The organism is Agarivorans sp. TSD2052 (assembly GCF_023238625.1).
Classification (GTDB): Bacteria; Pseudomonadota; Gammaproteobacteria; order Enterobacterales; family Celerinatantimonadaceae; genus Agarivorans.
In genome coordinates this window covers 3,808,159-3,833,218 of record NZ_CP096670.1, presented here as the reverse complement: position 1 = coordinate 3,833,218, position 25,060 = coordinate 3,808,159, and the positions used below count along the sequence as shown (strand labels likewise).

Sequence of the window (25,060 nt, the reverse complement as noted above, 5' to 3'; positions counted from 1 at the left end):
TAATCACTCTTGGCATTACCTCGAAGTCCTCACCCCCGACACTCTGGCTTCACCTTAGTTGAGCTAGTGATTACGCTTATCTTAATTGGCATCTTAGCCATAACGGTTATTCCTAAGTTTTTTCGCAGTGGTTTTGCTGAACTCACCTTACGTGAGCAGTTGTTAAGCCGTTTGCATTTGGTGCAAACCCAAGCGATGAACCATTACCAAGATTGCTTTTTTCTGCAAATCGACAGCAATTATTACTTCTCAGGTGAGCTGGCCCCTTCTGGCAGTTGTATTAGCTCGATCAGTGAGCTAGAAGACGTCTCCTTTTCTGATGAACTACAAGTGAGCCAAGGCGTGATCAAGTTTGATGGTTTAGGCCGCGTCAGGCTGGCTGATTCTAGTTTGTGTAGCCAATTTCCTTGTCAAATTAATGTGCAGGGCGATGCGCTAGAGCGCATCATTATTGAAAGTGAGGGCTATATTCATGCGCCCTAACCAGCCACTACCACTACGCGCGGGCTTTACCTTGATAGAGCTGATTATTGGCATTGTGGTGCTAGCGATAGGTTTAGTGGTGATTACCTCATTTTTAGCACCGCAAGCGGTACGCAGCATCGACCCAATTTATCAGGTGCGTTCAGCAGAGCTGGGCTCAAGCTTGATGAACGAAATCCTTACCAAGTCATTTGATGAAAACTCTGACCATACCGGCGGTGGCCTTTGGCGCTGTGGAGAGAGCGGTCAAGCTGGTTGCACGGCGGCCAGTGACTACGGGCCAGAGGGTGAAGCCCGTGACCAGTACAACGATGTTGATGATTACCATACCGGTGGTGCTTTTATCGCTATCGACGATAGCTTAGCCAGCGGTTTAGCCGATATTTACCGCAACTTTACCTATCAAGTGAGCGTAGATAGTTCAGAGCACGGCGCTAGCGCTGCTAAACGCATCGACCTAGTAATCAAAGCCCCCAACGGGGAAGGCTATGCCTTTAGTGCTTATCGGTGGAATTACTAATGACAAAGTCGCAAGGTTTTACCCTCATCGAACTGGTCATTACTATGGTGTTGTTGGCCATTTTAGCCATCGCCACCAGTGATTTTATTCGCAGTGGAGCGCTGATCTATCGACAAAGCGCCGATCGCCAAGTACTGGTGAGTGAAGCGCGTTTTGCCATTCAGCGCTTAAGCCGAGAGTTGCACAATAGCTTGCCAAATAGCGCCCGCTTAGATGCCAACAACGCGGGCGACCCTTGCTTAAGCTTTGTGCCAACGGTGGCTAGCAATACCTATATTAATGTGCCGCTGATACCCAATGCTGCTGCCTCAGCCAGTATGGTTACCGCGCCCAATCAACCAACGATTTCAGCTCAAGGCTCCCATTGGTTGAGTGTTTATGTGCTCGGCAGTGATGAAGTACTCAACAGTGATGGGCGTTTACAGGATGCTTTTTGCACTTCCTCCCGCGGTAAAGCCTTATGCATAAATAGCATTAGCAATGATGCCAGTTCCGGGCTTAGCACCGTTAATTTTGCGGGCCCTATCGAGTTTATTAGTGATTCACCCGCGCAGCGGGCTTACATTATTACTGAGCCCGTTCGCTATTGTGTAGAGGGTGCTAAGCTGGTGCGTTACCAGCCAGCGGATGCTGATGACGGTATAATGATGGCAAGCAAACTTGAGCCTAATAGTGGCACTCAGCCTTTTCAGGTGGTACAGCCTAGCCTTACTCGCAATGGCTTGGTCAATTTACGTTTACGTTTTGTCGAAAAAGATGAGTTTGTGGAATTTAATCATGACATCGTTATTCTCAACCAACCCTAGGCGGGGGCCGCTTAAGCCAAGCTTTGCTAGGCAGCGGGGCAGCGCCTTGGTGATCGCGATTTTTGTGATAGTGGTGATGGCATTAATTAGCGCAGGCCTCACCGTAATGTTTCAAGATACTTCGCGTAATGCTGCTTGGGATGTACTGGGCAGTCGCGCCAACTTAGCTGCCAACTCAGGTTTAGAGCAAGCCTTATCAGAGCTGTTTCCATTAAATGCTGCCGCCGATGCAAAAGGCCTGTGCAGCAATGTGTCGGGGGCGTCGACTCTTAACGGCGATGGTTTTGCTAACTGCAGAGTGAGCGTGACGTGTAATAGTAACGACATTAGTCAATTAGACGCGCGTTTTTTTGAACTAGAAGCCACGGGGTCCTGCGGTTCAGGTGAGGTAATAGTGCAGCGAATTCAACGTGTGCAAGCTCGGAGCGCTTTATGAGCATCACTTTTAGGCTCCTGTTAACGTTACTGGGCTGGCTAGTGTTTAGTGCTAGCCATGCAGATTGGAGCGATAGCTTCGTAGAAGGGGTTAATTCTTATACCAGTGATGGAGAGATCGAGTTTGTCTGGAGTGCCAAATTGTATGGCGCACCCAACAATAGAAAGTTGCCGGCCAACGTAGTGACTGACCCATCAAGTAATGCTTGTGTCAAAAGCAACGGCCAATCAGGAGAGTGTCGCGAAAAAGGAACAAGTGACCCCCTAGCGCTTAAACCTGAAGGGATCCCGTTATTTTCGGAGTGCCGGTCTACCAGTAACGATAATATCTCTCCTGAATGGAGTGATAGTATTGAGTTATCTGAAGGTGAGTACGGTGATATTTACATCGATGTTCGCGACAGTTTTAAGTTTGTTGACGATGGCGGCGTATATAAGATAAAAAATTTGACGGTTAATAACGGTACTGTCGAATTTGCAGCAGGCCAATATTGGGTTGAGAACCTTACCTTAAATTATGGTATTAACGTTATTTTGCCTTCTTCTGGCTCAGTGGTGTTTTTTATCGAATCGGATTATCGCCACAATGGCGATTATGTTGGTGATGTGAGTAAGCCTGAAAGCCTGATTTTCTATTCTTATGGCAACTTTGTGCAAAATGGTGGCTCTACACTAAATGCCTTTGTTTTTAGTGAGCAGTCGGCCTCATTAGATGGCAGTGCGACTCTAAATGGCGCAATTACCGGGGATGATGTCTTACTTAATGGCTCAAGTGAAGTATCGTTTCAAGACCGAGCCAGCTTGATTGATGTGACGCCAAACTGTGAGTCGGCCAATACGCCGCTCTCTTTACAGTTTGGCACTGCCGGAGCGGGGCAAAATGGTGGCTCGGTGACCTTTGACCAAGCTTACCAAGACAAACCCTTAGTATTTTTAATGGCACCGATAGAAGCTGCAGACCCAAATGATGATGGGCCAGTGGCTGCCATTCTCACCAGTGTTAATCAAGATGCAGGCAGTGGCTTGTGGACCGGTTTTACTTGGGCAAGGCAAGAGCCTCCTTACAACAGTACTGCTTCCAAAAATATACAAGCGCTTGACTGGGTAGCCGTTAACGAAGGGGAGCATGTCTTAGAAGATGGTACTGAGCTTAGAGCGGGTACCATTAGTACAAATACAGCGTTTCCTTTTCCGGATAGAGATTACGTGAACGTCGATATGCCCAGTAACCTCTCAGTAGTACTGCACCAAAAGCAATCGCGCAATAACAACTGCTGGTTAACCTCCAACTCTGAATATAACAATAATGGTATCCGCCTAGCTATTGATAGCAGTGAGGTTTATCAGATTTGGTATTTTGCTCGTTATTGTGAGTCGCAAAACACTTCAATTTTTTACACCGACTTGCAAGAGGAAACTGTTGCTTACCTTGCCACAGAGCCAACGGTTGGGGCTATCACGGTAAACGGTGAAACCATCAATTATCAATTTGGCAATTCACTCACTCATGGCAGCGGTGGCAGCACGCTGACTCCAGAGGCTACTTGTAATTACACCACCAGTTACCAAAATAATCTGTTTTCGTCGCCTCCTATCTTGGTGGCCAGTAAGAATGAACGGCGTGGTAATAATGGCGGCTGGTTACGGCGCTGCCAGCATAATGCGGCTAATTTTTCGATGATCACCGAAGAAGATCAGTATAGAGATAACGAACGAAACCATTTAGCTGAAAGTTTTAGTTATATGGCATTTAGTTCTTCACAAACCGCACTCAACCCTGGCTTGAATATTCTTGCTAATGACCTTGGTTTAACGTGCGATATCCATCAATTTACTATTCAAGCCACCTTAGATGGCCAAATTGACCAAACCTTCCAAGGTACAGTGAGTATTACTAGTAGCAATAATGCGGGTAGCTGGTCAAATATTAATGGCCAAGGCAGCTTGGTGCTTGGTACTAACCCTAGCCAAGCCAGTTATACTTTTGCCACTGCTGATGCAGGAGAAGTGACCTTAGGTTTGCTCAATCCATTAGAGGGCGAAATCACGGTTACCGTTAATGACGGTGCCATAGAGGCAACTAAGCAAGTTACTTTTAATACCTATGGTCTACGCGGTGTATTAAGCGGTGCATGGGGGGAAAATCCACATAAAGCCAATACCAATATTAACCTAGAATTGACCGCTGTAGGTAAAGATCCTGATGGTGGTGCGGGCTGCTCGTTGATTGCCAATTACCAAGGCACCAAAGACATTAGTTTTTGGACCAGCTATAACCAACCTTCTACGGGCTTTAGCCAACTCGCGGTAAGGGATCAAGTGAGCAATAGCTTTGTTGATGTTGCGACTAACGAGGCCTCAAGAACGGTGGTAAAAACCATCTTTAGCGGTGGTAGTGCAAGCGCTGTGGTGAAATACCCCGATGTAGGCAAGTTGGCGATTAACTTTTGGGACGAAGTCGGTACCGTTGTTGATGATAATACTCAAGACTTACAGGGCAGTGTCAGCGCTGAGCTTATACCTGATAAGTTTGTCTGGCAGTCTATCAGTAACCAAGACGGTGAGTTAAACCCAGAAAGCGATAACCATGCTAGTCAGTTTGCAAAGTCGGGCTTGCCATTCTCATCTTGGTTGGTAGCCTTAATCGCCGATTGTACCCCCTCCTCTGCAACCAGCAGCGAATGCAATGCGCGAAACTTTGTTGCTGATACCACAAAGTTACAAATAAGCGCCGAACTGGCTAGCCCAGTAAATGGCGAAATGGGTGAATTTATAGCTGGGGTATTCAACAGTGATTTGAACCAAGCTGATGGCGCTATTCCGATTAAAGATAATATCTGGAAAGAAGTGGGCAGTATCAGATTGCTTGGTCACGTTAGCGAGTATTTGAATTACGACTTAAATCCGCTTAGCTCTATCTACAATGTTGCTGAGGCATCGAGTGAGGTAGGGATGTTTTATCCCCATCATTTTGAGTTAAGTCAAGCCAGTATTGTGGCTGCATGTATCGCTGGAGATTTCAGCTATATAGGCCAACAAGCGCAGCAATTAACTTGGCAGCTCCAGGCAGAAAACGCCTTTGACGATATTACGGTTAATTATTCTGAGGGAATATACCCGGTGGTGGCTGTTGCCGATAATGCTGATGATTGGCGCTTTGTGAGTAGTTCGGTTATTGAAGATTTTGATGATGGCTTTACTGCTGAAAGTACCACCGAAACTTGGCAAGATGGCATTTTCTGGCAGCAAGACTTGCTATCTGGTTTGGCTAAAACCGTCCAAACCCAGTCTCCAGTTATTGATGGTGCGGTGGGTTTATATTTTAACCACTTTGATTCCGGTATCAGTTCAGACCCTAACCGAGGTGGTTTTGTCTGCGGTGAGGATAGCGATAGCAGCTTTTATTGTGAATTAGGTATCGCACCGAAATGGCTACACGGGCGTATAACACCGCAAAATAGTTTTGGCTCCGAGTTACAGCCCATCGCGGTAACCAGTGAACTGCAGTATTTTGATGCTGGTCGCTATGTACGAAATACTGATGATACCTGTAGTGATTTAACGCTTGCTACTTTAGATTTCACTCCCAAGCGTAATGCGACTACTGCGGAGGTGGGCAATGGTAGCTCTACGGTTGCTCTTCGTAACCCAGGTATCGCTAATCAAGGCCTTATTTGGGTTGATTTTTCTGCTCCTGGAGATAGCAATGTAGGCCAAGTAGATTATTGGTTTAATCTTGAATCTGAACTGAATTGGCTGCGTGATGATTGGAACGGCAATGGCAGTTTTGACAGTGCAGACGACCAAGCGGGCGCGGGTGAAGTGACCTTTGGAGTGTTTCGCCAAAGTGACCGAGTTATTTATCGCAGAATGGTATATTAAGTGAACGTTGTTTGAAAAACGTCCAATAGGGCTCGAAGATTATGTGAGTTGTAGTTGATAGGCTTCACTATCCTGCTTATCACGCTAGAGTATGCTTGCTCATCGGGGCTGGCATTGGTAAAGTGAGCCAAGTTTTAAATCGCGTATAATCGATACTATCTCTCAGGATTTACCCAGCTATGTTTAAAAAGCTTCGAGGCTTGTTTTCTAACGATTTGTCAATTGACTTAGGAACGGCGAATACACTTATTTATGTTAAAGATCAGGGGATCGTGCTTAACGAACCTTCAGTAGTTGCGATTCGTCAAGAGCGTGCTGGCAGCCCGAAAAGTGTAGCGGCCGTTGGCCATGCCGCCAAGCAAATGCTGGGTCGAACTCCGGGTAATATTTTAGCTATTCGCCCGATGAAAGACGGTGTGATTGCAGACTTTTATGTGACTGAGAAGATGTTACAGCACTTCATTAAGCAAGTGCACGACAATAACTTTTTGCGCCCAAGTCCACGCGTTTTAGTATGTGTGCCTTGTGGTTCAACTCAAGTTGAACGTCGAGCGATTCGTGAATCAGCCATGGGAGCGGGTGCCCGTGAAGTGTATCTGATTGATGAACCCATGGCGGCAGCAATTGGCGCTGGTTTACCTGTATCTGAAGCAACCGGTTCTATGGTGGTCGATATTGGTGGTGGTACTACTGAAGTGGCTATCATCTCACTAAATGGTGTGGTGTATTCTTCATCAGTGCGTATTGGTGGTGATAAGTTTGACGACGCTATTATCAACTACGTGCGCCGTAACTATGGCAGCCTGATTGGTGAAGCAACCGCTGAACGTATTAAACATGTGATTGGTTCTGCTTATCCTGGAGACGAAGTGCGTGAGATTGAAGTACGCGGTCGCAACCTTGCTGAAGGTGTGCCAAGAAGCTTCACCTTGAATAGCAACGAAATCTTAGAAGCCTTGCAAGAGCCGCTTTCAGGTATTGTTAGTGCAGTGATGGTGGCTTTAGAGCAAAGCCCTCCAGAGCTTGCATCGGATATTTCTGAGCGTGGTATGGTACTTACCGGTGGTGGGGCTTTAGTGCGTGATTTAGATCGTTTATTGATGGAAGAAACGGGGATACCGGTAGTGGTTGCCGATGATCCTCTTACCTGTGTGGCCAGAGGTGGCGGTAAAGCGATTGAAATGATCGACATGCATGGCGGCGACTTATTCCACTACGAATAAGCAAGGCCACGTGGTGAGTGCCTATGCGTACTCACCACTTAGATTTATCTCGTTTCCACACTACTTAGACAACTAAATCAGGTTATGTCCGATGAAACCCATCTTCGGCCCAGGTCCATCTTTAGAGCTTCGCCTCCTTCTGGCGATCGTGTTGTCACTCTCCCTCATTTTTGTTGATAGTAAAGTCTCTGCCTTTAAACAATGGCGAGTATATTTGCATTCCGCGGTAAGCCCCTTGCAATACATTGCTAATATGCCAGGGCAATTAATGGATTCGATGTCCAATCAAGTGGTGACTCGTCAACAATTAAAGCGAGAAAACAGCGCGTTAAAAGAGCAGTTATTGTTAAACCGAGCAGACCAACTATTAATGGAAAGCTTGGCCAAGGAAAATACCCGATTGCGCGCCTTGTTGAGTTCGCCAATACGTAACGACAGTCGCAAGCTGGTGGCTGAAATTATGGCGGTGGATTCTGACCCTTTTTCTCATCAAGTTGTGCTGGATAAAGGCAAGCTTGATGGTGTATTTGAAGGTCAACCAGTGATCAATGATGTTGGGGTTGTGGGGCAGGTACTGCACGTGGGTACCACCACTAGCCGCGTATTGTTAATTACCGACTCTAGTCATGGTATACCGGTAAGAGTGGCGCGTAATGATATTAGAGCGGTAGCCACAGGTACCGGGGATTTAAGGCGCTTGCAGTTACCGCATATTCCTAGAAGTACCGATATCGGTGAAGGCGATGTCTTAGTCACATCTGGCTTAGGCGGAATGTTTCCTGAAGGCTATCCGGTGGCGGTGATTAATCGTTTTGATTATCAAGAAGGCAAGCCCTATGCAGATGTATTTGCAACTCCAGTGGTAGAGTTAGACCGTTTACGCTATTTGTTGTTGATTTGGCCATGAGCTTAACGACCCCCATGAAGGCAGTAAGATGATAGAAAAAATTAATGGCCGAGGGGCGATTATTGGTAGCCTGTTTTTAGCCTTAATACTGGCAATTATTCCCTTGCCCCTAGAGGCCGATTCATTTCGTCCTGATTGGGTTCTATTGTGTCTATTTTATTGGGCGATTGCTCTGCCTCACCGCAGTAATGTAGGCATGGCATTTTGTGCCGGTTTTATTTTAGATGTGCTATTAGGCTCAACACTCGGGATCCGCGCCTTGTCTATGTCGATAGTGGTGTACTTAGCGGCGTCTAATTTTACCCGTTTGCGAAACTTCTCGGTATGGCAACAAGCCTTGGTGGTTGGCATATTGGTTACGCTGGCCAAATTAGTGATATTTTGGGCTGAATACGTAGTGCAAGACGTACAGTTACCCGTGGGTTATTTCTATTCGGTGATTACTTCAGCTATCGCTTGGCCTTGGATATTTCTACTCCTACGTAAGTTACGCCGACAGTGGAAGATGTCGTGAGGCAAAGCCATCGCTTAGTATTAGCCTCCGCCTCACCCAGAAGGCAAGAATTATTAACTCAGTTAGGCTGGGAGTTTTCAGTCGCGGCGGCCGATATTGATGAAACACCACAAACCGGTGAGCCGGCTCAGCACTTGGTGTGTCGCTTGGCTGAACAAAAAGCCTACGCTGTGTATCAGCAGCAAAAAGAAAAATCAGCGGTATTGGGCTCTGATACCATCGTGGTATGCCAAGGAAAAATCTTAGGCAAGCCGGTGGATCAGTTAGATAGTTTGAAAATGCTAAGCTTACTGAGTAGTAAACAGCATCAAGTGATGACGGCTATTTGCCTATATGTTGATGGTAAAGCCGATACCCAATTAATTACTACCGAGGTATTTTTTCGTCAGCTATCAGAAAGTGAAATGCGTGATTATTGGTTAAGCCAAGAGCCAATTGATAAAGCCGGAAGCTATGCGATTCAAGGGATTGGTGGTAAGTTTGTAGAAAGAATTGAAGGTAGTTACAGCTCAGTGGTTGGGCTTCCGCTGGTCGAGACCGACCGTTTACTTAATTGTTATTTAACTCGCTAGGTTATTATGTCAGCAGAATTATTGATTAACGTTACTCCTACTGAAACTCGTGTTGCGTTAGTTGATAGTGGGATTTTGCAGGAAACTCACGTAGAACGAGATGCTCGGCGAGGAATTGTCGGCAATATGTACAAGGGCCGGGTAAGCCGTGTATTACCGGGGATGCAAGCCGCTTTTGTTGATATAGGCTTAGAAAAGGCCGCTTTTCTGCATGCCTCTGACATTGTCCCTCATACCGAATGCGTAGATGTTACTGAACAAGAACATTTTCAGGCTGGCAATATCGCAGAGTTAGTACGCCAAGGTCAGGACATAATGGTGCAAGTGGTAAAAGACCCACTTGGTACCAAAGGAGCCCGTTTAACTACCGACATTACCTTACCTTCACGTTATTTGGTATTTATGCCTGGCAGCAGTCATGTGGGGGTTTCTCAGCGCATTGAAAGCGAGGAGGAGCGGGAACGTTTGAAGGATATTTGTGCCGGTTATGTTGATGAGCTGGGCGGCTTTATTATTCGTACAGCGGCTGAAGGTGTCGGCGCCGATGAGCTAGAGCAAGATGCAGCCTTTTTGAAACGTGTATGGCGCAAAGTGTTACAGCGCAAAGAAAGCTCAGCCAGTAAAAGTAAGCTATATGCTGAACTGAATTTAGCATTACGTATTATTCGTGATTTTGTGGGGACTCATCTGGACAGAATCCGTGTTGATTCGCGCGAAACTTATGAGCAGCTGATTTCTTTTAGCGCTGAGTTTGTACCAGAGTTTACCGAGATATTAGAGTACTACGCCGGTGACCGACCTATATTTGATTTGTTTGATGTTGAAAATGAAATTCAGCGGGCGCTAAAACGTCGCGTCGATTTAAAGTCAGGCGGTTATTTGATCATCGATCAAACCGAGGCTATGACCACTATCGACATTAATACCGGTGCGTTTGTCGGCCATCGTAATCTAGAAGAAACTATTTTTAATACTAATATTGAAGCGACTCAGTCGATCGCTCGACAATTACGGCTGCGTAACCTAGGGGGGATTGTCATCATCGATTTTATCGACATGATCGATGCCGAACACCAACGACGAGTGCTACACAGTCTTGAGTTGGCGCTAGCCAAAGATCGCGCTAAAACCAATATTAGTGGCTTCTCGCAATTAGGTTTAGTGGAGATGACCCGTAAACGCACCCGAGAAAGCATTGAGCATATTTTGTGTGGTGAGTGTCCAACTTGCCGCGGCCGAGGCACTGTAAAAACCGTCGAAACCGTCTGTTATGAAGCCTTACGGGAAATTATTCGAGTCAATAGAGCCTACGATGCCGATAACTTTATTGTTTACGCCTCAACCAAAGTTGCCGAGATGCTGATGGGGGATGAGTCACATAGCTTAGCTGAATTAGAGGTGTTTATTGGCAAGCAAGTCAAAGTTCAAACTGAACCTATGTACAGTCAAGAACAGTTTGACGTGGTATTGATGTAGGGTTATGGCCAATCCTTTTACTCGTGGGGCTCGCAAATGCTGGCATGGCTTTGCGTTATTATTAGTGATTATTGCCGTGTGCTTAAGTATAGCACGCGGCATTTTAGCATTTGCTAGTCATTATAAAGATGATATCGCCACTTGGTTAGTCGATGATACAAATGCCACACTAAGTATCGGTAAACTGAACGCGCGAATACACAATTTTAGACCGATGTTGGTATTTGAAGACAGTAAAATAGCCATCGGCGAACAGAAAGACCTTCAATTTAGCGTTGACGCCTTAATGTTCGAGATCGATCTTTGGCAGTCTGTTGAGCAATCGCAAGTCGTGTTTAAGGATCTTGTTTTAGACGGTGTCCATTTCAAGCTAGCGATAGACCCTCATAAAACCAGCGCGAAGCGTTCAAGCCCGCAAAACTATCAAGTGTTCGCTGATCTATTTTTAAGCCAGTTAGCGAGGTTTAGTGTAACTAACAGCTTAATTGAAATTAATTTTCCTGAGTATGACCTTAACTTAGACATTGCCAGTTTAGACTGGGTGAATAATGGCAATTTGCATCAAGGCGATGGCGAAATATTAATTGGACAGGACCTACAAAACGGTCAGGTTAAATTTCGTGTTGACCTTTTGGGTGATACTAACAACTTAGAGGGCTTAACCGGTAAGTTTTACGCTAAAGCCCAACATTTAAATATGAAAGCCATGCAGCGCGCTTTTGGACGCTCTGCGGAACAATTCAATAGCGATCTCAATTTGTCTTTGTGGGCAGACTTTGGTGCAAAACGGCAACAGCGATGGCTGATGCAGTGGCAGCCGAGCGTTGTTAATTGGGGAGCGAAGCAAAATCAGCTAGTGATCAACAGTGGGCTAACTCAAGGCTTAAAAGTCGAAGATAAGTGGCGGGTTGATAAACTTCCTTGGGATATGGCTCTCAATGATACTGCGGATGCAGACTTTTCCTTACAAGGCCTCATAACTAAAGAGCAGCAAAGCTGGCAGTTGGCCGAGTTAGATTTGGCGGCTTGGTCTTCACTTTTAGCGTTAATAGACAATCAAGAAAGCAATATTGCTTGGCATAATCTGATTACCGCCGGACAGCTTAAACATCTAGATCTTGATTACTTCCATCAGTCCAAGGACTTACGTTACACCGCTTCGCTGGAGGATGTAGCAAGTCTCGGACAATCTTTTATTCCCAGCCTTGAGTACATCGATATCGAGATTGCTGGCGATAAGAGTGGTGCCGCTTTGCAACTCAATCAACAAGGTAAGTTTGGTCTAGCCGCACAGTTTGATGAAATCTTGGATATTGAGTTATTTGATTCTGAGATTACGCTTAGCTTTGCAGCCCCCGGCTTGAGTATAAAAAGCCAATATACCCACTTAATAACCCCTGAATTAGACTTTGCAGGCCAGTGGTCACTAGTGTGGCCTGAGCAAGGGGCATGGCCAGTATTAAGCCTGATGGCAAATGCGGAAATTAAAGATGCAGGCAAAGCGTATTACTATTATCCAAAGGTGATGCCGGAGGGGGTGTTTGATTACCTGAAGGGCGCTTTATTGGCCGGCATTGCTGAGCAGAGCCAAGTGCTGTGGTACGGTCAATTGAATCATTATCCCTACCAACAACACAATGGTATTTTTCAAGCTTTTGTACCTTTAAATAATGCCCGTTTTAAATTTGATCCCGGCTGGCCAAGCTTAAATGAGCTGCAGTTAGACCTGTTATTTCAAAATGATGGTTTGTTTATGGAAAGCCAACGCGCTCGGCTTGGTGAGGTTCCTGCACAACGGATAACGGCTAGTATTCCGAAGTTTTATAGTGGTTCTGAGTTATATATTACCGGTAATGTGGCCGGCTCGGCAGAAGCTGTCAGCGAGTACTTGTTGCAGTCCCCTATAACCGCGCTTAGCGATAGCTTAGCTCAGCTACCTTTAAGCAGCGGTGATGTTTCGGGGGAGGTTTACTTGAACATCCCTTTGCACGCAGGCACTACAGTTGAGGTGAATGGCCACGTAGATTTTCAAGATAACAACTTGGGTATCATTCCTACTGGCATGAATTTAACCCAGCTTAATGGCCGCTTGTACTTCCAGAATGAACAGCTGCGTACGAATAATTTAAACGCGATGTGGCGAGGCTTGCCCCTTAAGGTAAAATTTACCACTCAGGCTGACGCTGAAAATTACCTGCTTGATTTTGATCTAGCGGGACGGTGGCCAATGACCACTGCGGAACGATCCTTTGGGATTCCACTAAATGAATACAGCTCTGGCAAACTTGACTGGCAAGGTGATCTACTCATTTCGTTAAAGCCCGAAGGTGCCTTTGATTATAGCGGTGATTTTCGTTCTGAATTATTGGGGCTCGCGCTGAAATTTCCTGAGCCCTTAGATAAACTCAGTGAGCAGAGTTGGCCGACCGCATTAAGTCTCAGCGGTAATCAGGATGGCGGTGATTATCTTTTAGAGGCGAATCAGCTCATTTCCGCGCAAGCAAAAATCAGTTTTGAAGAACAGCAGGCAAGGCTTAAACATGCCTTACTTAATCTTGGGCCAAGCAATAATTTATTGTGGCAAGGAGAGGGGCTTGCCATGTCCTTCGATTTTCCAGAATTAGAGTTAGAACCCTGGATGAAATGGGCCAAACAACAAATCAAGTACAGCCCTAAGAAACCGGAAACTGATTATACCAATGTTAGTTTAGTCATCCCTGAGTTAATGTTTGTGCGTGGAGCGGTGCAACAGGCAAAATTTATGGGTCAACCTTTAGACAATTTTGATGTGGCTTATTTACCACGCAGTAAGACTCAAGTGCAAATTGAATCGGATCAGTTACTGGCTAGCGTTTCGGCCCCTGAACAGCCCACTGTCGAACAACCCGTTAAAATTATTATAGAAAAAGCCCAGCTGGATGAGATTGAGTTTAGCTTATTTGAAGAGCAAACCGATCAAGTTATTGTTCAGCTTGAGCAGCAAGAGCAGTTAGATTCGTTACTAAAAGTGTTGCCGCCTTTATCTTTGGCCTGTAACGATTGTCAGCTAGGGGATTACCGCATCGGTAATATGAAACTTGATTTACCGATTGAAGATCAAACCATGGACAATGGTCGACTATGGGTAGATTGGGGTCATAGCTCGTTAACGGCTGCGTTGTTTTGGAAACAAGCCGATGGTCATGATATGGCTGGTTTAGCAGGGTCTTTTAGCAGCAACAGTTTAGAAAAAGTGATTGAAGATATGGGGCATGACAGTCCCTTAAAAGGAACCGCTGGCCGCTTTACCTTTGACGTCAGTTGGCAAGATGCCTTATATCGTCCAGAGATGGCCTCTTTAGATGGCAGCATTAAGGTTAAAACGGATAAAGGGGTAGTGACAGAAATGAGCGATAAAGGCACCCGTTTATTGACCTTGGCTAGCCTCGATACGATCCGTCGCCGTTTAACCTTAGACTTTAGTGATGTATTTGAGAAGGGGTTGCACTTTGACTCTGTTGAGGCAAGCATAGCCTTTGATAAGGGGTTAGCCAATAATCAGGATTTCTACCTAGATGGTGTCGCGGGCTCGATGCGCGGTAAAGGAGAAGTGGATTTTAGAGATGGCCAAATTGATTATTTGGTAAGCTATTCACCTAAAGTGACGTCTAGTTTGCCTGTATTGGCGGCTTTTTTAGTGACACCTGCCACTGGTGTGGCTGTGCTCGCCTTATCTAAATTGCTCGAGCCCGTTGTTGAAGTAGTTACACAAATTGATTTTGCGCTTAAGGGGAATATTGGCGAGCCACAACTTATCGAACTTGAACGGGTTAAGAAAGAAATAAAAGTACCGGATGAATTTCGTACCAGAGAAGGGTCAAAATAGTGAATTTAATCGCCTTGCAAATGAATTCTGGTAGTGTGATTGAAGACAATTTACGCCAAGCCGACACTTTACTGGCTCTCGCTAAGCCCCAGCCTGGAGATATCGTCTTATTGCCCGAGAACTTTTCAATTTATGCCGGTGATGGCGCTTACCTTCGTGTCGCGGAAACCTTAGGCGATGGCCCTATTCAACAGTGGTTAGCCACTCAAGCAAAACGTTGGCAGGTTTATTTGATCGCTGGCAGTGTACCTATTCAAGGGCCAGACGCAGTGCGCTGCTATACGTGTTCTTTAGCTTTTTCACCTAATGGGCGGTTAATTCAACATTACAATAAATTGCATTTGTTTGATGTTGATGTGAATGACAATGTTGGAGCCTATCGGGAATCTGACAGTTTTATCGCTGGCGAGCAACTCGCGTGGTTTGATATCGGTAATATTCGGGTAGGCATGGCGATATGTTTTGATTTACGTTTTCCTTACTTATTTCAGCTGCTGCGCCAACAGGGCTGTGATATTGTATTATTACCCGCAGCATTTACAGCACTCACAGGGGAAGCGCATTGGCAACCTCTGTTACAGGCTAGAGCCATCGAAAATCAGCTTTACCTCGTCGCCGCAAATCAAGCTGGAACGCATTATAAGCAACGCCAAACTTGGGGACACTCAATGATTGTTGACCCTTGGGGGCGTTGTTTGGATGTTCAAGAAAACGGAATTGCCGCATCTAAAGCAGAATTTAATCTGCAGATGCTTAAGCAAGTGAGGGACCGCATGCCGGTGCCCATGCATGGACAATTACATTTAGGGTGGAGAGAATAATTACTATGTCGTTTGAAAAAGTCAGTCAGTCCTTGCTAATGCCAAGTGGTATTGGCGAGCAAGAGTTAAGCTTGGCGCTGGCTGAAGTCGCAAAACATCAGATAGATTATGCGGATCTCTATTTTCAGCATAGTAGACATGAATCCTGGGTGTTGGAAGATGGCATCGTTAAAGAAGGTAGCTTTAACATTGAGCAAGGTGTTGGCGTAAGAGCCATTTTAGGGGAGCAAACTGGTTTTGCTTATTCTGATGTAATAAACACCCATGCTTTAATGCAAACTTGTCAGGCCGCTCGAGGTATTAGTCCGGTGCAGGCAAAATCGTCACTAGCCCCTTTTAAGCAAGTCAGCGCCGAACAATTTTATCAGGCTGACAACCCATTGCTTAGTTTATCTAATCAGCAAAAAATTGCCTTACTTGAGCGTGCTGATAAATACGCTCGTAGTTTAGATAGTGCGGTCACTCAAGTGATAGTAAGCCTAAGTGGTGTTTATGAAGAGGTACTGGTTGCGGCCACTGATGGTACCTTAGCTGCAGATATTAGACCGTTGATTCGTTTTAATTGTAGTGTGCTGGTTGAGCGTAACCAACGGCGTGAACGCGGTTCAGCTGGTGGTGGTGGGCGTTGTAACTACAGTTATTTTTTAGAAGAACTTAACGGCAAAGAAAGAGCCATGACCTTTGTTGATGAGGCGGTACGTCAAGCCTTAGTCAACTTGGAGGCGGTAGACGCTCCTGCAGGTTTAATGCCGGTAGTTCTTGGTGCTGGCTGGCCGGGTGTATTGTTACATGAAGCGGTAGGTCATGGACTTGAGGGTGACTTTAACCGTAAAGGTTCTTCGGCATTTTCGGGGTGTATTGGCCAACAAGTGGCGTCTGAGCTATGTACTATTGTAGATGATGGCACTATAGGTAATAGACGCGGCTCTGTGAGTATTGATGACGAAGGCACTCCCGGGCAATACAATGTATTGATCGAAAAAGGCATCCTTAAAGGGTATATGCAAGATAAGCATAATGCTCAGTTGATGAATACCCGCTCTACCGGTAATGGTCGGCGCGAGTCATATGCTCACCTGCCGCTTCCTAGAATGACTAATACCTACATGTTGGCGGGTAAAAGCGAGCCTGAAGAGTTAATTGCTTCGGTTAAAAAGGGTATTTATGCCCCTAATTTTGGTGGGGGACAGGTCGACATCACTTCAGGCAAGTTTGTGTTCTCTGCCTCTGAAGCCTATTTAATTGAAGACGGTAAACTAAGCACCCCGATTAAGGGCGCCACACTGATTGGTAGTGGCCCAGAAGCGATGCAGCAGATATCTATGGTGGGTAATGATTTAGCCTTAGATAAAGGTGTTGGCGTCTGTGGTAAAGAAGGACAAAGCGTACCCGTTGGGGTGGGGCAGCCTAGCCTTAAGCTTGACCAGCTTACCGTAGGTGGAACCGCATAATAGAAAAAAGGGCCTAGGCCCTTTTTTTAACTGTGTTGCTTGAGATATTTAATGATTTCTTGATGCGCTTTACCTGGCTCAAGTTCTTTTTTTGCTTGGCGTACTAGTTGACGGAGCTTTTGGCGTTCAAGATTTGGCGAGCGCTCAACTAAGTCGTTGATCGCTTCATCTCCCTCTTTAATCAATCGCTCACATTGTTTCTCTAACGCCAATTGGGCTTGAGCATGGTAAATGTGCTTGTTATGGATCTTATCCAAGCCATCATTTATCTGTTCCATGTTCTCAGTACGCAATACTTTACCAATGTAATTCATATGGCGGCGTGAGGCTTCCCGTTTGTCTTTTAAACGCTTAGCTAAGGCTATCGCTTCTCTAAGTGTTGGGCTCATGCTTATGCTGTCAAGTTGAGGGTTGGTTAAACCAACCAATTCCACACCTAGTTTTTTGAGCTTATCGGCTTCACGTTTGATCTCGGACTTACTAATCCAATCATCTTCATCTTCATGCGGTGGGTTATTTTTCATTTTTCTGTTCTCGTAGCACTTTTTTTGCGTATCTTACCAGTTCTTGCTTATGGTCGCTCTATGAGTTTTGTTATGCTAGGGCTAATCAAGGAAATGAAGAATCAAAATGAGCCCAGAAAAACAAGTTAGCCAAGAATTGAGCCAATTAAAACAGGCTGTTGAGTTTGCTATAGACCAAGCTAAACAACTTGGAGCCGATGAATCTGAAGTTTCGATTTCTAAACAAACCGGTATTTGTGTAGCTACGCGTGACCAACAAGTCGAAACCTTGGAATTTAATCACGATGGTGCATTAGGTATTGCGGTGTATTCGGCTAATTGTAAAGGCAGTGCTTCCACCTCTGACTTGAGTCCAGACGCGATCAAAAATGCGGTTAAAGCGGCTTATGATATCTCGCGTTATACGTCAGCGGATAAAGCTGCTGGCATAGCCGATAAGCAATTGCTGGCTAAAGATATCCCTGATTTATCCTTGTTCCACCCTCATCCTTTAGAGCCCGATCGTTTTATTGAGATTGCTAACCGCTGTGAAGAGCTCGCCTTGCGCAACCCGCAAATTAAATCCAGTGATGGTGCCAATATCAATAGTCACTATGGCGTAAAAGTCTACGGTAACAGCCATGGCTTTGTCGAAGGCTACCCAACCAGCCGCCATAGCCTAAGCTGTATGCTCATTGCCGGCGATAAAGACATGCAACGTGATTATGCCTACAGCGTGGCGCGTGATTTTGCTGATCTCGATAGTGTCGAACAAATCGCCGCTAAAGCGACTGAAAAAACCTTGGCGCGCTTAGGTAGCAGGAAGATTTCAACCTGTGAGGTGCCGGTGGTGTTTGACCAAGATGTCGCAGCGGGTTTGTTTGGTCATTTGGTAGGGGCAATTAGTGGCGGAAACCTCTATCGTCGTTCCTCGTTTTTATTAGATAGCTTGGGCAAAAAACTATTCCCAGATTGGTTGTCAATTTATGAAGACCCATTTATCAAAAAAGGGCTGTCTAGTACGCCTTTTGATAGTGAAGGTGTGGCACCTTCGGCGAAGCATATCATTGCTGATGGCGCCTTAGAGACCTATTTATTAACCAGCTACTCTGCGCGTAAATTGGGCATGCAAAGTACCGGTCATGCGGGCGGTATTCATAATTGGTTAGTAAAAAACAGCGGCGTGAGTCGTGCTGAGTTATTAAAAGAAATGGGAACCGGCTTATTAGTCACAGAGCTGATGGGCCAGGGGGTTAATACCGTGACCGGCGATTACTCGCGAGGCGCTGCTGGATTTTGGGTAGAGAATGGTGAAATTGCTTTTCCGGTACAAGAAATAACCGTGGCCAGCACCCTACCTGAGATGTTTGCCAATATTGTCGCCATTGCTGACGACTTTGATAAAGAGAGTACTATTCAGACTGGCTCAGTATTAATTTCTGCTATGAAAATAGCGGGTAGTTAAGTGTATAGCTTAAGGCTAGGGGGAGTTCTCCTAGCCTAATACCAGTGTAGCCATACCTAAAAATGAAAATAAACCCACTACGTCAGTAATCGTAGTGAGAGCCATACCGCCGGCTAGAGCCGGATCTATGTTAAATTTTTTCATCAATAAGGGAATCGTTACTCCAGCTAAACCCGCTAGCGACATGTTGATAAACATCGCGCCGGCAATAATCACTCCTAAGGTCCAATCGCCCTTCCATAGGGTAACCACTACCGATATAACCAGCGCCCAAATCATGCCGTTTAGCATGCCAATCGCGGCTTCTTTACCAATCAGCCAACGCGAGTTTCCCTCGCCAATATGTCCGACGGCTAGCCCTCTGATGACCAGGGCGAGGGTTTGATTACCGGCGATCCCTCCCATACTGGGTACAATGGTCATCAAAATAGCTAAGGTGGCTAATTGTTCGAGGGTGGATTCGAACATATTACTGATTGATGCGGCGACTAAAGCGGCGCATAAATTAACGGCAAGCCAAACGGTACGTCGCTGAGTACTTTTTATCACTGGGGCAAAAGTATCTTCATCATCATCCATACCTGCCATGCTCATCATGGTGCGCTCGGTATTTTCACGAATAATATCAACCACATCATCAATAGTTATTCGACCCAGTAGTTGCCCTTTTTCATCAACTACCGGGGCTGAAATCCAGTCATGGCGTTCAAATAAAACGGCGACATCTGACTCATCCATTGCCACTGGGATGGTTTCGGCATTACTGTCCATCACTTCGCGAACACTGACATTTGGATTTACCGTCAGTAGAGTAGAAAGGGGAATATCACCTAGCAGTAAATCGTGTTCGTTTACCACATATAAGGTATCAGTGGTTTCTGGTAGTTCGCCACGCAATCGTAAATAGCGTAGTACCACGTCAATACTGACATCAGCCCTTAGGGTGATGGTGTCGGTATTCATAATGCTCCCCGCGGTATCCTCGGGGTAGGCGAGTGCTGCTTCTACACGGTGCCTATCTTGGCCATCCATCTGTTGCAGTACTTCTTGATAAACACTATCTGGAAGGCTTCTTAAGACATAAGCAATGTCATCTGTATCCATTCCTTCAGCGGCGGCGGCGAGGGTTTCTGGAGCCATTAGCTGAAGCACCCCCTCCATCACCTCTTCGTTTAGCTCTTCGAGGATATCGCCGTGTTGCTCAGGGTCGGTGAGTTGCCATAGTACTTTACGTCCTGCGGGTGGGCTGGACTCGAGTAATAAAGCCACATCACATGGGGGCATTTGATGAAGTGTGCGCCTAACGTGCACAAACATACCGCTATCTAGAGCCTGGTTTAGCTCCTGTAATCGTTTGTGCTGGTTAGGGTTTAACTCCATCTCTTCTGGCATAAGTGTTCCCTACTGTGATGAGTAGCAAGCTTTGCAGCGTGCTTAGTGTGCGGCTATTTATGCCTTAACTTATTCTTCGTCGAAATTGGCTTCAATCAAACCTTGAATAGCATTCATCGCGGCGGCGGCATCTTTTCCTTCCGAGATAATTGTCAAAGTATTACCCTGCGCACTGGCTAATACGAGCAAGCCCATTACGCTGGCAGCTGACGCCGTTTTCTCTCCGTCTATAATACTTACCTCAGCCTCAAACTGCTGAGCGAGTTCTACAAGCTTAGTCGCAGGGCGAGCGTGTAAGCCGAGTTTGTTTTTTACGATGACTTGTCTAGTGAGCTTCAAGCTTATGTTCCAAAGTGCGATGACGACGTTGTACTTTACGTTTACTACAAAAGTTTGCGGCAAGCTGCTCTGCTACGTAAACGCTACGATGTTGGCCACCAGTACAGCCGATGGCGATGGTTAGGTATGCACGATTATTAGCTTCTAAGTGGGGCAACCAAGAATTTAACAGATCGGTGATCTGCTGAATGTATTCTCCGACTAAGGCTTGGCTAGACAGATAGTCCTGAACGGGTTTATCTAAACCATTTAGGGGGCGAAGCTCTTCTTGCCAGTGCGGGTTAGGCAAAAAACGTGCATCAAACATGTAATCCGCATCACTGGGCACGCCATTTTTAAAACCAAAGGACTCAAACACTAAAATTAGTTGTTGTTGTTGATCACCCGTCACTCTCGAGCGGATCAGGCCGCTAAGTTCATGCACCGACAAGCGAGAGGTATCGATACGTAAGTCAGCATTGCGTGAAATAGGGGCTAATAGCTCTGTTTCTGCCTCAATAGCTTCGGCTAACGACAAGTTGTTTTGGCTAAGCGGGTGAACTCTGCGGGTTTCACTGTAACGGCGAATTAGCGCTTCGTCTTTAGCGTCGAGAAAGAGGCTGAGGAGCTTTACGTCAGGGCCAATCGAACGAATCAATTGCCCAATCGGTGAGGGCTCATCGGGCAGGTTACGAATATCGATACTAATCGCCACTTTAGGATAACTACTTAAGTTATCTATTAAGGGTTGCCAGAGTAAAACGGGTAGATTATCTACACAGTAATAGCCTAAATCTTCTAATACCCTTAAGGCGACCGTTTTGCCAGAGCCTGAACGTCCGCTAACGATAATCAATTCCATGATAACCTCTAACTACAATTAGAGTATTAGGCTACCATGATGTCGTACAATTCGTCATCACTTTGTGCGTTACGAAGTTGTTTACATACTAATTTATCGTTGAGTTTCTCAGCCACTTGAGAAAGGGTATTAAGGTGTTGTTTACATTGGTCTTCTGGAACCAACAGCGCAAACACAAGATCAACCGGTTTATTATCAATAGCATCGAAGGAAATAGCAGGGTCACAGCGTAAAAAAACCGCTGTAGCTTGGTGCTGATTGTCGATTCTGCCGTGAGGAATAGCGATACCTTGGCCAATTCCGGTGCTGCCCATTTTTTCCCTGTTTAACAGGCTTTCAAAAATAGTTTGAGCACTGGTATCAAGTTGTTTAGCGACGAGTTCACTTATCAGTTCCAATGCGCGCTTCTTAGAGGAACATTGGACTGTACTAAGCGTACAGTCCAAATTTAGTACTTTATTTATTTGCATTACTTTGGCTAATGTCTGTTTAATTTTTCTTTGTGTTTAATAACTTGGCGGTCAAGTTTATCAATGAGGCTATCAATGGCGGCATACATATCAGAGTGCTCTGCAGTGGCAAACAGCTCTCCGCCATTAAGGTGCAAGGTAGCTTCGGCAATTTGATTGAGCTTTTCTACGTTGAGGATGACGTGAACATTGTTGATTTGTTCAAAACGTCGTTGCAGTTTGGCAAACTTAGTGTGGACATATTCTTTTAGTGATTCAGTAATTTCTACATGGTGTCCAGTAAGATTAATTTGCATATATCTTGTCCCCTTTTGTGGCCGTTATATAAGGCTTTTACGTTGGTTAGAAGGTGGAATCGCTAAAGACTCACGATATTTTGCTATCGTGCGCCTCGCCACCTTGATCCCCTGATCTGCCAAAATGTCAGCTATCTTGCTATCACTGAGTGGTTTGTTGGTATTTTCGGCAGCAACCAGTTTCTTAATGAGTGCGCGAATCGCGGTAGATGAGCATTCCCCACCTCCGTCTGTAGCCACGTGGCTAGAGAAAAAATACTTTAATTCGAAAATTCCGCGGGGAGTATGCATAAATTTTTGGGTTGTCACCCGAGAAATGGTCGATTCATGCATTTCTACTGCTTCAGCCACATCGTTCAACACCATTGGTTTCATTGCTTCAGCACCATATTCAAAAAATGCTTGTTGGTGGTGAACGATACAGTTGGATACTTTTAATAAGGTTTCGTTACGGCTCTCAATACTTTTTATGAACCATTTCGCTTCTTGTAGGTGGCTGCGAATGAATTGAGTATCGGTAGCATTTGACGTTTTGCTCAAAGACGCATAGTGAGAATTGACTCGTAGTTTAGGCATGGCATCCGGGTTTAATTCTACTACCCAGCGGCCCTGGCGTTTTATAACGGATACGTCGGGAATTACATACTGCGCTTGATTCGGTTCTACCGCATTGCCGGGGCGTGGCTCAAGGGTGTGGATTAAACGCATTACTTCGCGTAGCTGTTCTTCTTTGAGTTTGGTTTTGCGAGCTAATAAACGAAAATCCCGGTTGGCCAATACGTCGATATGATTTGATACGACCTCTCTGGCTTCTTTCAACCAAGGTGTTTCTTCAGCAAAACGACTTAATTGAATCATTAAACACTCTTGTAAGGAGCGAGCAGCAATGCCGACGGGGTCAAAATGTTGAATACGTTTTAGCACCGCTTCTACTTCGTCTAATTCTACATCTAGTGCGTTATTATCACTGGAGCGTAAGCCTTCAAGTAGTTGGTCACAGTCTTGAGTGAGGTAACCTGAGTTATCAACCGCATCAATAATCGCTAATGCGATGGCTTGATCTACTTCACTAAAGGGAGTTAAACGCATTTGCCACAATAGATGGTCTTGTAAGGAGTCGACGGTTTCGCCTTGAAACAACATGTCGTTGTCTTCGCCGCCACTAGCAGAGCCTGAACTCGCAGGGCCAGAACTGGCGCTATATATATCATCCCATGTTGAATCAACGGGTAGGTCTTCAGCAACCGTGTCTTGGGAAATGGCATCACCGGCTTCAATTTGGCTAGAGTCAACTTCAGGCTGGCTGTTTTCCGCCTCATCACTTCTTTCGTTGGCCGACTTTTCAACTGAGTCACTGTCGCTTGGCTGCGACTCATCCGCCTCAAGAAGTGGGTTACTTTCCAGTGCCTCTTGAATCTCTTGCTGTAAATCCAGCGTTGATAGCTGAAGTAAGCGTATGGCCTGTTGTAACTGAGGTGTCATGGTTAATTGCTGACCAAGACGCAACTGCAAAGATGCTTTCATTAATTACCGCTGTTCCTTCTTCTTATTATATTTTTCTAGATACACTTTAACTATAGCTTGAATTGCTCGCCGAGATAAACTCGTTTCACATGTTCATTTTCAAGTATCTCTTTGGGCTTCCCTGAGGCTATCAATTCGCCTTGGCTAACGATATAGGCATGCTCACAAACATCGAGGGTTTCTCTCACATTGTGATCGGTAATCAGTACTCCAAGGCCTCTATCGCGCAGGTGTTCGATAATTTTTTTAATATCAATCACTGAAATAGGATCTACTCCAGCGAAGGGTTCGTCAAGCAAAATAAACTTTGGTGCAGCTGCCAAGGCTCGTGCTATTTCTACTCGGCGACGTTCTCCACCCGACAAACTCATACCCAAATTTTTGCGAATATGGCCAATATGGAACTCTTCTAATAAGTCGTCAAGCGCTCCATTTTGTTGCTCTTTATCAAGGTCTTTACGTGTTTCGAGAACCGCGAGAATATTCTTTTCTACAGATAAACGACGAAAAATCGATGCTTCTTGTGGTAAGTAACCAATGCCTTTACGGGCTCGAGTATGCATCGCCGTGCTAGACAGGTCATCGTCATCAATTAGTATGCGGCCTTGGTCGCGAGGTACTAAGCCAACAACCATATAAAAAGTAGTGGTTTTACCCGCACCATTTGGGCCGAGTAAGCCGACGATTTTACCCGTTTCAACGTGTAAGCTTACATTCTTGACAACCTTGCGACCTTTATAGCTTTTCGCTAGGTTTTCAGCAATTAGGGTACTCATTCTTGCGGTTTACTCTTCGGTGAAATCTCTTCAAGTTGTTTCGGCAGAAATATGGTAGTGACACGACTATTTTCATCGCCTTGGGCTACCATTTCTTGCTTATCGATGCTGTATTTGATCATTTGCCCTTTCACTAAGCTCTCTTCTTGTTTTAACTGAGCATTTTGCGTGAGGGTCAGTGTTTGGGTTTTAAGATCATAGCGAACCTCGTTCGCTTCCGCCTCGATAGGTTTACCGCTATCTAGCAGTTGATAAAAAGTAGCCGGTTCGCCCTTGGCGATCATGACTTCGCTGCCTTTGTCTTCACTGCCGATCACGCTTAATTCTGCAGCATGCATTTTAATCGAGCCCTGAGTGACGATCACATTGCTGTAAAACGTGACTCGGTTTTCTTTAATATTGACCTGTTGGCGGTCGGCATCAACAATAATCTGCTTATTGAAGTCGTCTTCAAGTGCTTGAACTCCCCAAGACAGAAATAACAAACTGGCCAATAGGC

General features: G+C 45.5%; 23 protein-coding genes. 14 read left to right on the top strand and 9 right to left on the bottom strand.

Annotated elements, in window-relative coordinates:
* The first annotated feature begins 9 nt into the window (after window positions 1–9).
* From M0C34_RS17450 to tldD, 13 genes are all read left to right on the top strand, one after another.
* Window positions 10–483 (top strand): pilus assembly FimT family protein, encoded by a 474-nt coding sequence (locus M0C34_RS17450; RefSeq protein ID WP_256469285.1) that lies wholly within the window; start codon window positions 10–12, stop codon window positions 481–483.
* Entirely contained in the window at window positions 473–1,003 is a 531-nt protein-coding gene (locus tag M0C34_RS17445) for a type IV pilus modification PilV family protein (protein ID WP_248712944.1), read from the top strand. The genes M0C34_RS17450 and M0C34_RS17445 overlap by 11 nt, the downstream gene beginning before the upstream one ends.
* Window positions 1,003–1,809 (top strand): PilW family protein, encoded by an 807-nt coding sequence (locus M0C34_RS17440; RefSeq protein ID WP_248712943.1) that lies wholly within the window; start codon window positions 1,003–1,005, stop codon window positions 1,807–1,809. Before M0C34_RS17445 ends, M0C34_RS17440 begins: the two co-directional genes overlap by 1 nt.
* A complete protein-coding gene (locus tag M0C34_RS17435) occupies window positions 1,781–2,245 on the top strand; it encodes an MSHA biogenesis protein MshP (RefSeq protein ID WP_248712942.1) in 465 nt (154 codons plus the stop codon). The genes M0C34_RS17440 and M0C34_RS17435 overlap by 29 nt, the downstream gene beginning before the upstream one ends.
* Window positions 2,242–6,126: a DUF6701 domain-containing protein gene (locus M0C34_RS17430; RefSeq protein WP_248712941.1), complete on the top strand. Its 3,885-nt coding sequence runs from the start codon at window positions 2,242–2,244 to the stop codon at window positions 6,124–6,126. The genes M0C34_RS17435 and M0C34_RS17430 overlap by 4 nt, the downstream gene beginning before the upstream one ends.
* Window positions 6,127–6,305: 179 nt before the next feature.
* Window positions 6,306–7,349, top strand: a complete 1,044-nt coding sequence (locus M0C34_RS17425; RefSeq protein ID WP_016400728.1) for a rod shape-determining protein — start codon at window positions 6,306–6,308, stop codon at window positions 7,347–7,349.
* A 91-nt stretch (window positions 7,350–7,440) separates the two neighbouring features.
* Window positions 7,441–8,256 (top strand): rod shape-determining protein MreC, encoded by an 816-nt coding sequence (gene mreC / locus M0C34_RS17420; RefSeq protein WP_248712940.1) that lies wholly within the window; start codon window positions 7,441–7,443, stop codon window positions 8,254–8,256.
* Window positions 8,257–8,284: 28 nt separating this feature from the next.
* Entirely contained in the window at window positions 8,285–8,770 is a 486-nt protein-coding gene (gene mreD / locus M0C34_RS17415) for a rod shape-determining protein MreD (protein ID WP_248712939.1), read from the top strand.
* A complete protein-coding gene (locus M0C34_RS17410; RefSeq protein WP_248712938.1) occupies window positions 8,767–9,342 on the top strand; it encodes a Maf family protein in 576 nt (191 codons plus the stop codon). Before mreD ends, M0C34_RS17410 begins: the two co-directional genes overlap by 4 nt.
* 6 nt (window positions 9,343–9,348) lie before the next feature.
* Window positions 9,349–10,818, top strand: a complete 1,470-nt coding sequence (gene rng, locus M0C34_RS17405; protein WP_248712937.1) for a ribonuclease G — start codon at window positions 9,349–9,351, stop codon at window positions 10,816–10,818.
* A gap of 4 nt (window positions 10,819–10,822) precedes the next feature.
* Window positions 10,823–14,683, top strand: coding sequence for a YhdP family protein (locus tag M0C34_RS17400; protein WP_248712936.1), 3,861 nt, complete (start codon window positions 10,823–10,825; stop codon window positions 14,681–14,683).
* The gene (locus M0C34_RS17395) at window positions 14,683–15,504 is read left to right on the top strand and encodes a carbon-nitrogen hydrolase family protein (protein ID WP_248712935.1); all 822 of its coding nucleotides are present in this window, start codon (window positions 14,683–14,685) and stop codon (window positions 15,502–15,504) included. Before M0C34_RS17400 ends, M0C34_RS17395 begins: the two co-directional genes overlap by 1 nt.
* Window positions 15,505–15,509: 5 nt before the next feature.
* Window positions 15,510–16,955, top strand: coding sequence for a metalloprotease TldD (tldD, locus tag M0C34_RS17390; protein ID WP_248712934.1), 1,446 nt, complete (start codon window positions 15,510–15,512; stop codon window positions 16,953–16,955).
* 26 nt (window positions 16,956–16,981) lie between these two features.
* Here tldD and yjgA read toward each other — a convergent pair whose 3' ends face one another.
* Window positions 16,982–17,479, bottom strand: a complete 498-nt coding sequence (gene yjgA, locus M0C34_RS17385) for a ribosome biogenesis factor YjgA (protein WP_248712933.1) — start codon at window positions 17,477–17,479, stop codon at window positions 16,982–16,984.
* 106 nt (window positions 17,480–17,585) lie between these two features.
* Here yjgA and pmbA point away from each other — a divergent pair, with 106 nt between their 5' ends.
* On the top strand, window positions 17,586–18,923 hold the full coding sequence (pmbA, locus tag M0C34_RS17380) for a metalloprotease PmbA (RefSeq protein WP_248712932.1): 1,338 nt from the start codon (window positions 17,586–17,588) through the stop codon (window positions 18,921–18,923).
* Between the two features lie 30 nt (window positions 18,924–18,953).
* Here the strand turns inward: pmbA and mgtE are convergent, their stop codons facing one another.
* The 8 genes from mgtE to lptA form a co-directional block, all read right to left on the bottom strand.
* A complete protein-coding gene (gene mgtE, locus M0C34_RS17375; protein WP_248712931.1) occupies window positions 18,954–20,315 on the bottom strand; it encodes a magnesium transporter in 1,362 nt (453 codons plus the stop codon).
* 69 nt (window positions 20,316–20,384) lie between these two features.
* A complete protein-coding gene (locus M0C34_RS17370; protein WP_248712930.1) occupies window positions 20,385–20,654 on the bottom strand; it encodes an HPr family phosphocarrier protein in 270 nt (89 codons plus the stop codon).
* A complete protein-coding gene (rapZ, locus tag M0C34_RS17365; RefSeq protein ID WP_248712929.1) occupies window positions 20,641–21,495 on the bottom strand; it encodes an RNase adapter RapZ in 855 nt (284 codons plus the stop codon). Before rapZ ends, M0C34_RS17370 begins: the two co-directional genes overlap by 14 nt.
* Before the next feature lie 26 nt (window positions 21,496–21,521).
* Complete coding sequence (ptsN, locus tag M0C34_RS17360; RefSeq protein ID WP_248712928.1) at window positions 21,522–21,965, bottom strand: PTS IIA-like nitrogen regulatory protein PtsN; 444 nt, start codon at window positions 21,963–21,965, stop codon at window positions 21,522–21,524.
* An 8-nt stretch (window positions 21,966–21,973) separates the two neighbouring features.
* Window positions 21,974–22,261 carry a ribosome hibernation promoting factor gene (gene hpf, locus M0C34_RS17355; protein ID WP_248712927.1) on the bottom strand — a complete coding sequence of 96 codons (288 nt, stop codon included), beginning with the start codon at window positions 22,259–22,261 and terminating at the stop codon, window positions 21,974–21,976.
* A 24-nt stretch (window positions 22,262–22,285) separates the two neighbouring features.
* The gene (locus M0C34_RS17350) at window positions 22,286–23,785 is read right to left on the bottom strand and encodes an RNA polymerase factor sigma-54 (RefSeq protein WP_248712926.1); all 1,500 of its coding nucleotides are present in this window, start codon (window positions 23,783–23,785) and stop codon (window positions 22,286–22,288) included.
* A gap of 50 nt (window positions 23,786–23,835) precedes the next feature.
* A complete protein-coding gene (gene lptB, locus M0C34_RS17345) occupies window positions 23,836–24,561 on the bottom strand; it encodes an LPS export ABC transporter ATP-binding protein (RefSeq protein ID WP_248712925.1) in 726 nt (241 codons plus the stop codon).
* Window positions 24,558–25,055 (bottom strand): lipopolysaccharide transport periplasmic protein LptA, encoded by a 498-nt coding sequence (gene lptA / locus M0C34_RS17340; protein ID WP_248712924.1) that lies wholly within the window; start codon window positions 25,053–25,055, stop codon window positions 24,558–24,560. Before lptA ends, lptB begins: the two co-directional genes overlap by 4 nt.
* Between the last annotated feature and the right edge of the window lie 5 nt (window positions 25,056–25,060).

Bases quoted from the DNA above. Each gene is read 5' to 3' on its own strand.
- M0C34_RS17445 (WP_248712944.1), top strand. From the start codon at position 473: ATGCGCCCTAACCAGCCACTACCACTACGCGCGGGCTTTACCTTGATA.
- M0C34_RS17440 (WP_248712943.1), top strand. From the start codon at position 1,003: ATGACAAAGTCGCAAGGTTTTACCCTCATCGAACTGGTCATTACTATG.
- M0C34_RS17435 (WP_248712942.1), top strand. From the start codon at position 1,781: ATGACATCGTTATTCTCAACCAACCCTAGGCGGGGGCCGCTTAAGCCA.
- M0C34_RS17430 (WP_248712941.1), top strand. From the start codon at position 2,242: ATGAGCATCACTTTTAGGCTCCTGTTAACGTTACTGGGCTGGCTAGTG.
- M0C34_RS17425 (WP_016400728.1), top strand. From the start codon at position 6,306: ATGTTTAAAAAGCTTCGAGGCTTGTTTTCTAACGATTTGTCAATTGAC.
- mreC (WP_248712940.1), top strand. From the start codon at position 7,441: ATGAAACCCATCTTCGGCCCAGGTCCATCTTTAGAGCTTCGCCTCCTT.
- mreD (WP_248712939.1), top strand. From the start codon at position 8,285: ATGATAGAAAAAATTAATGGCCGAGGGGCGATTATTGGTAGCCTGTTT.
- rng (WP_248712937.1), top strand. From the start codon at position 9,349: ATGTCAGCAGAATTATTGATTAACGTTACTCCTACTGAAACTCGTGTT.
- M0C34_RS17400 (WP_248712936.1), top strand. From the start codon at position 10,823: ATGGCCAATCCTTTTACTCGTGGGGCTCGCAAATGCTGGCATGGCTTT.
- tldD (WP_248712934.1), top strand. From the start codon at position 15,510: ATGTCGTTTGAAAAAGTCAGTCAGTCCTTGCTAATGCCAAGTGGTATT.
- yjgA (WP_248712933.1), bottom strand. From the start codon at position 17,479: ATGAAAAATAACCCACCGCATGAAGATGAAGATGATTGGATTAGTAAG.
- pmbA (WP_248712932.1), top strand. From the start codon at position 17,586: ATGAGCCCAGAAAAACAAGTTAGCCAAGAATTGAGCCAATTAAAACAG.
- mgtE (WP_248712931.1), bottom strand. From the start codon at position 20,315: ATGCCAGAAGAGATGGAGTTAAACCCTAACCAGCACAAACGATTACAG.
- rapZ (WP_248712929.1), bottom strand. From the start codon at position 21,495: ATGGAATTGATTATCGTTAGCGGACGTTCAGGCTCTGGCAAAACGGTC.
- ptsN (WP_248712928.1), bottom strand. From the start codon at position 21,965: ATGCAAATAAATAAAGTACTAAATTTGGACTGTACGCTTAGTACAGTC.
- hpf (WP_248712927.1), bottom strand. From the start codon at position 22,261: ATGCAAATTAATCTTACTGGACACCATGTAGAAATTACTGAATCACTA.
- M0C34_RS17350 (WP_248712926.1), bottom strand. From the start codon at position 23,785: ATGAAAGCATCTTTGCAGTTGCGTCTTGGTCAGCAATTAACCATGACA.
- lptB (WP_248712925.1), bottom strand. From the start codon at position 24,561: ATGAGTACCCTAATTGCTGAAAACCTAGCGAAAAGCTATAAAGGTCGC.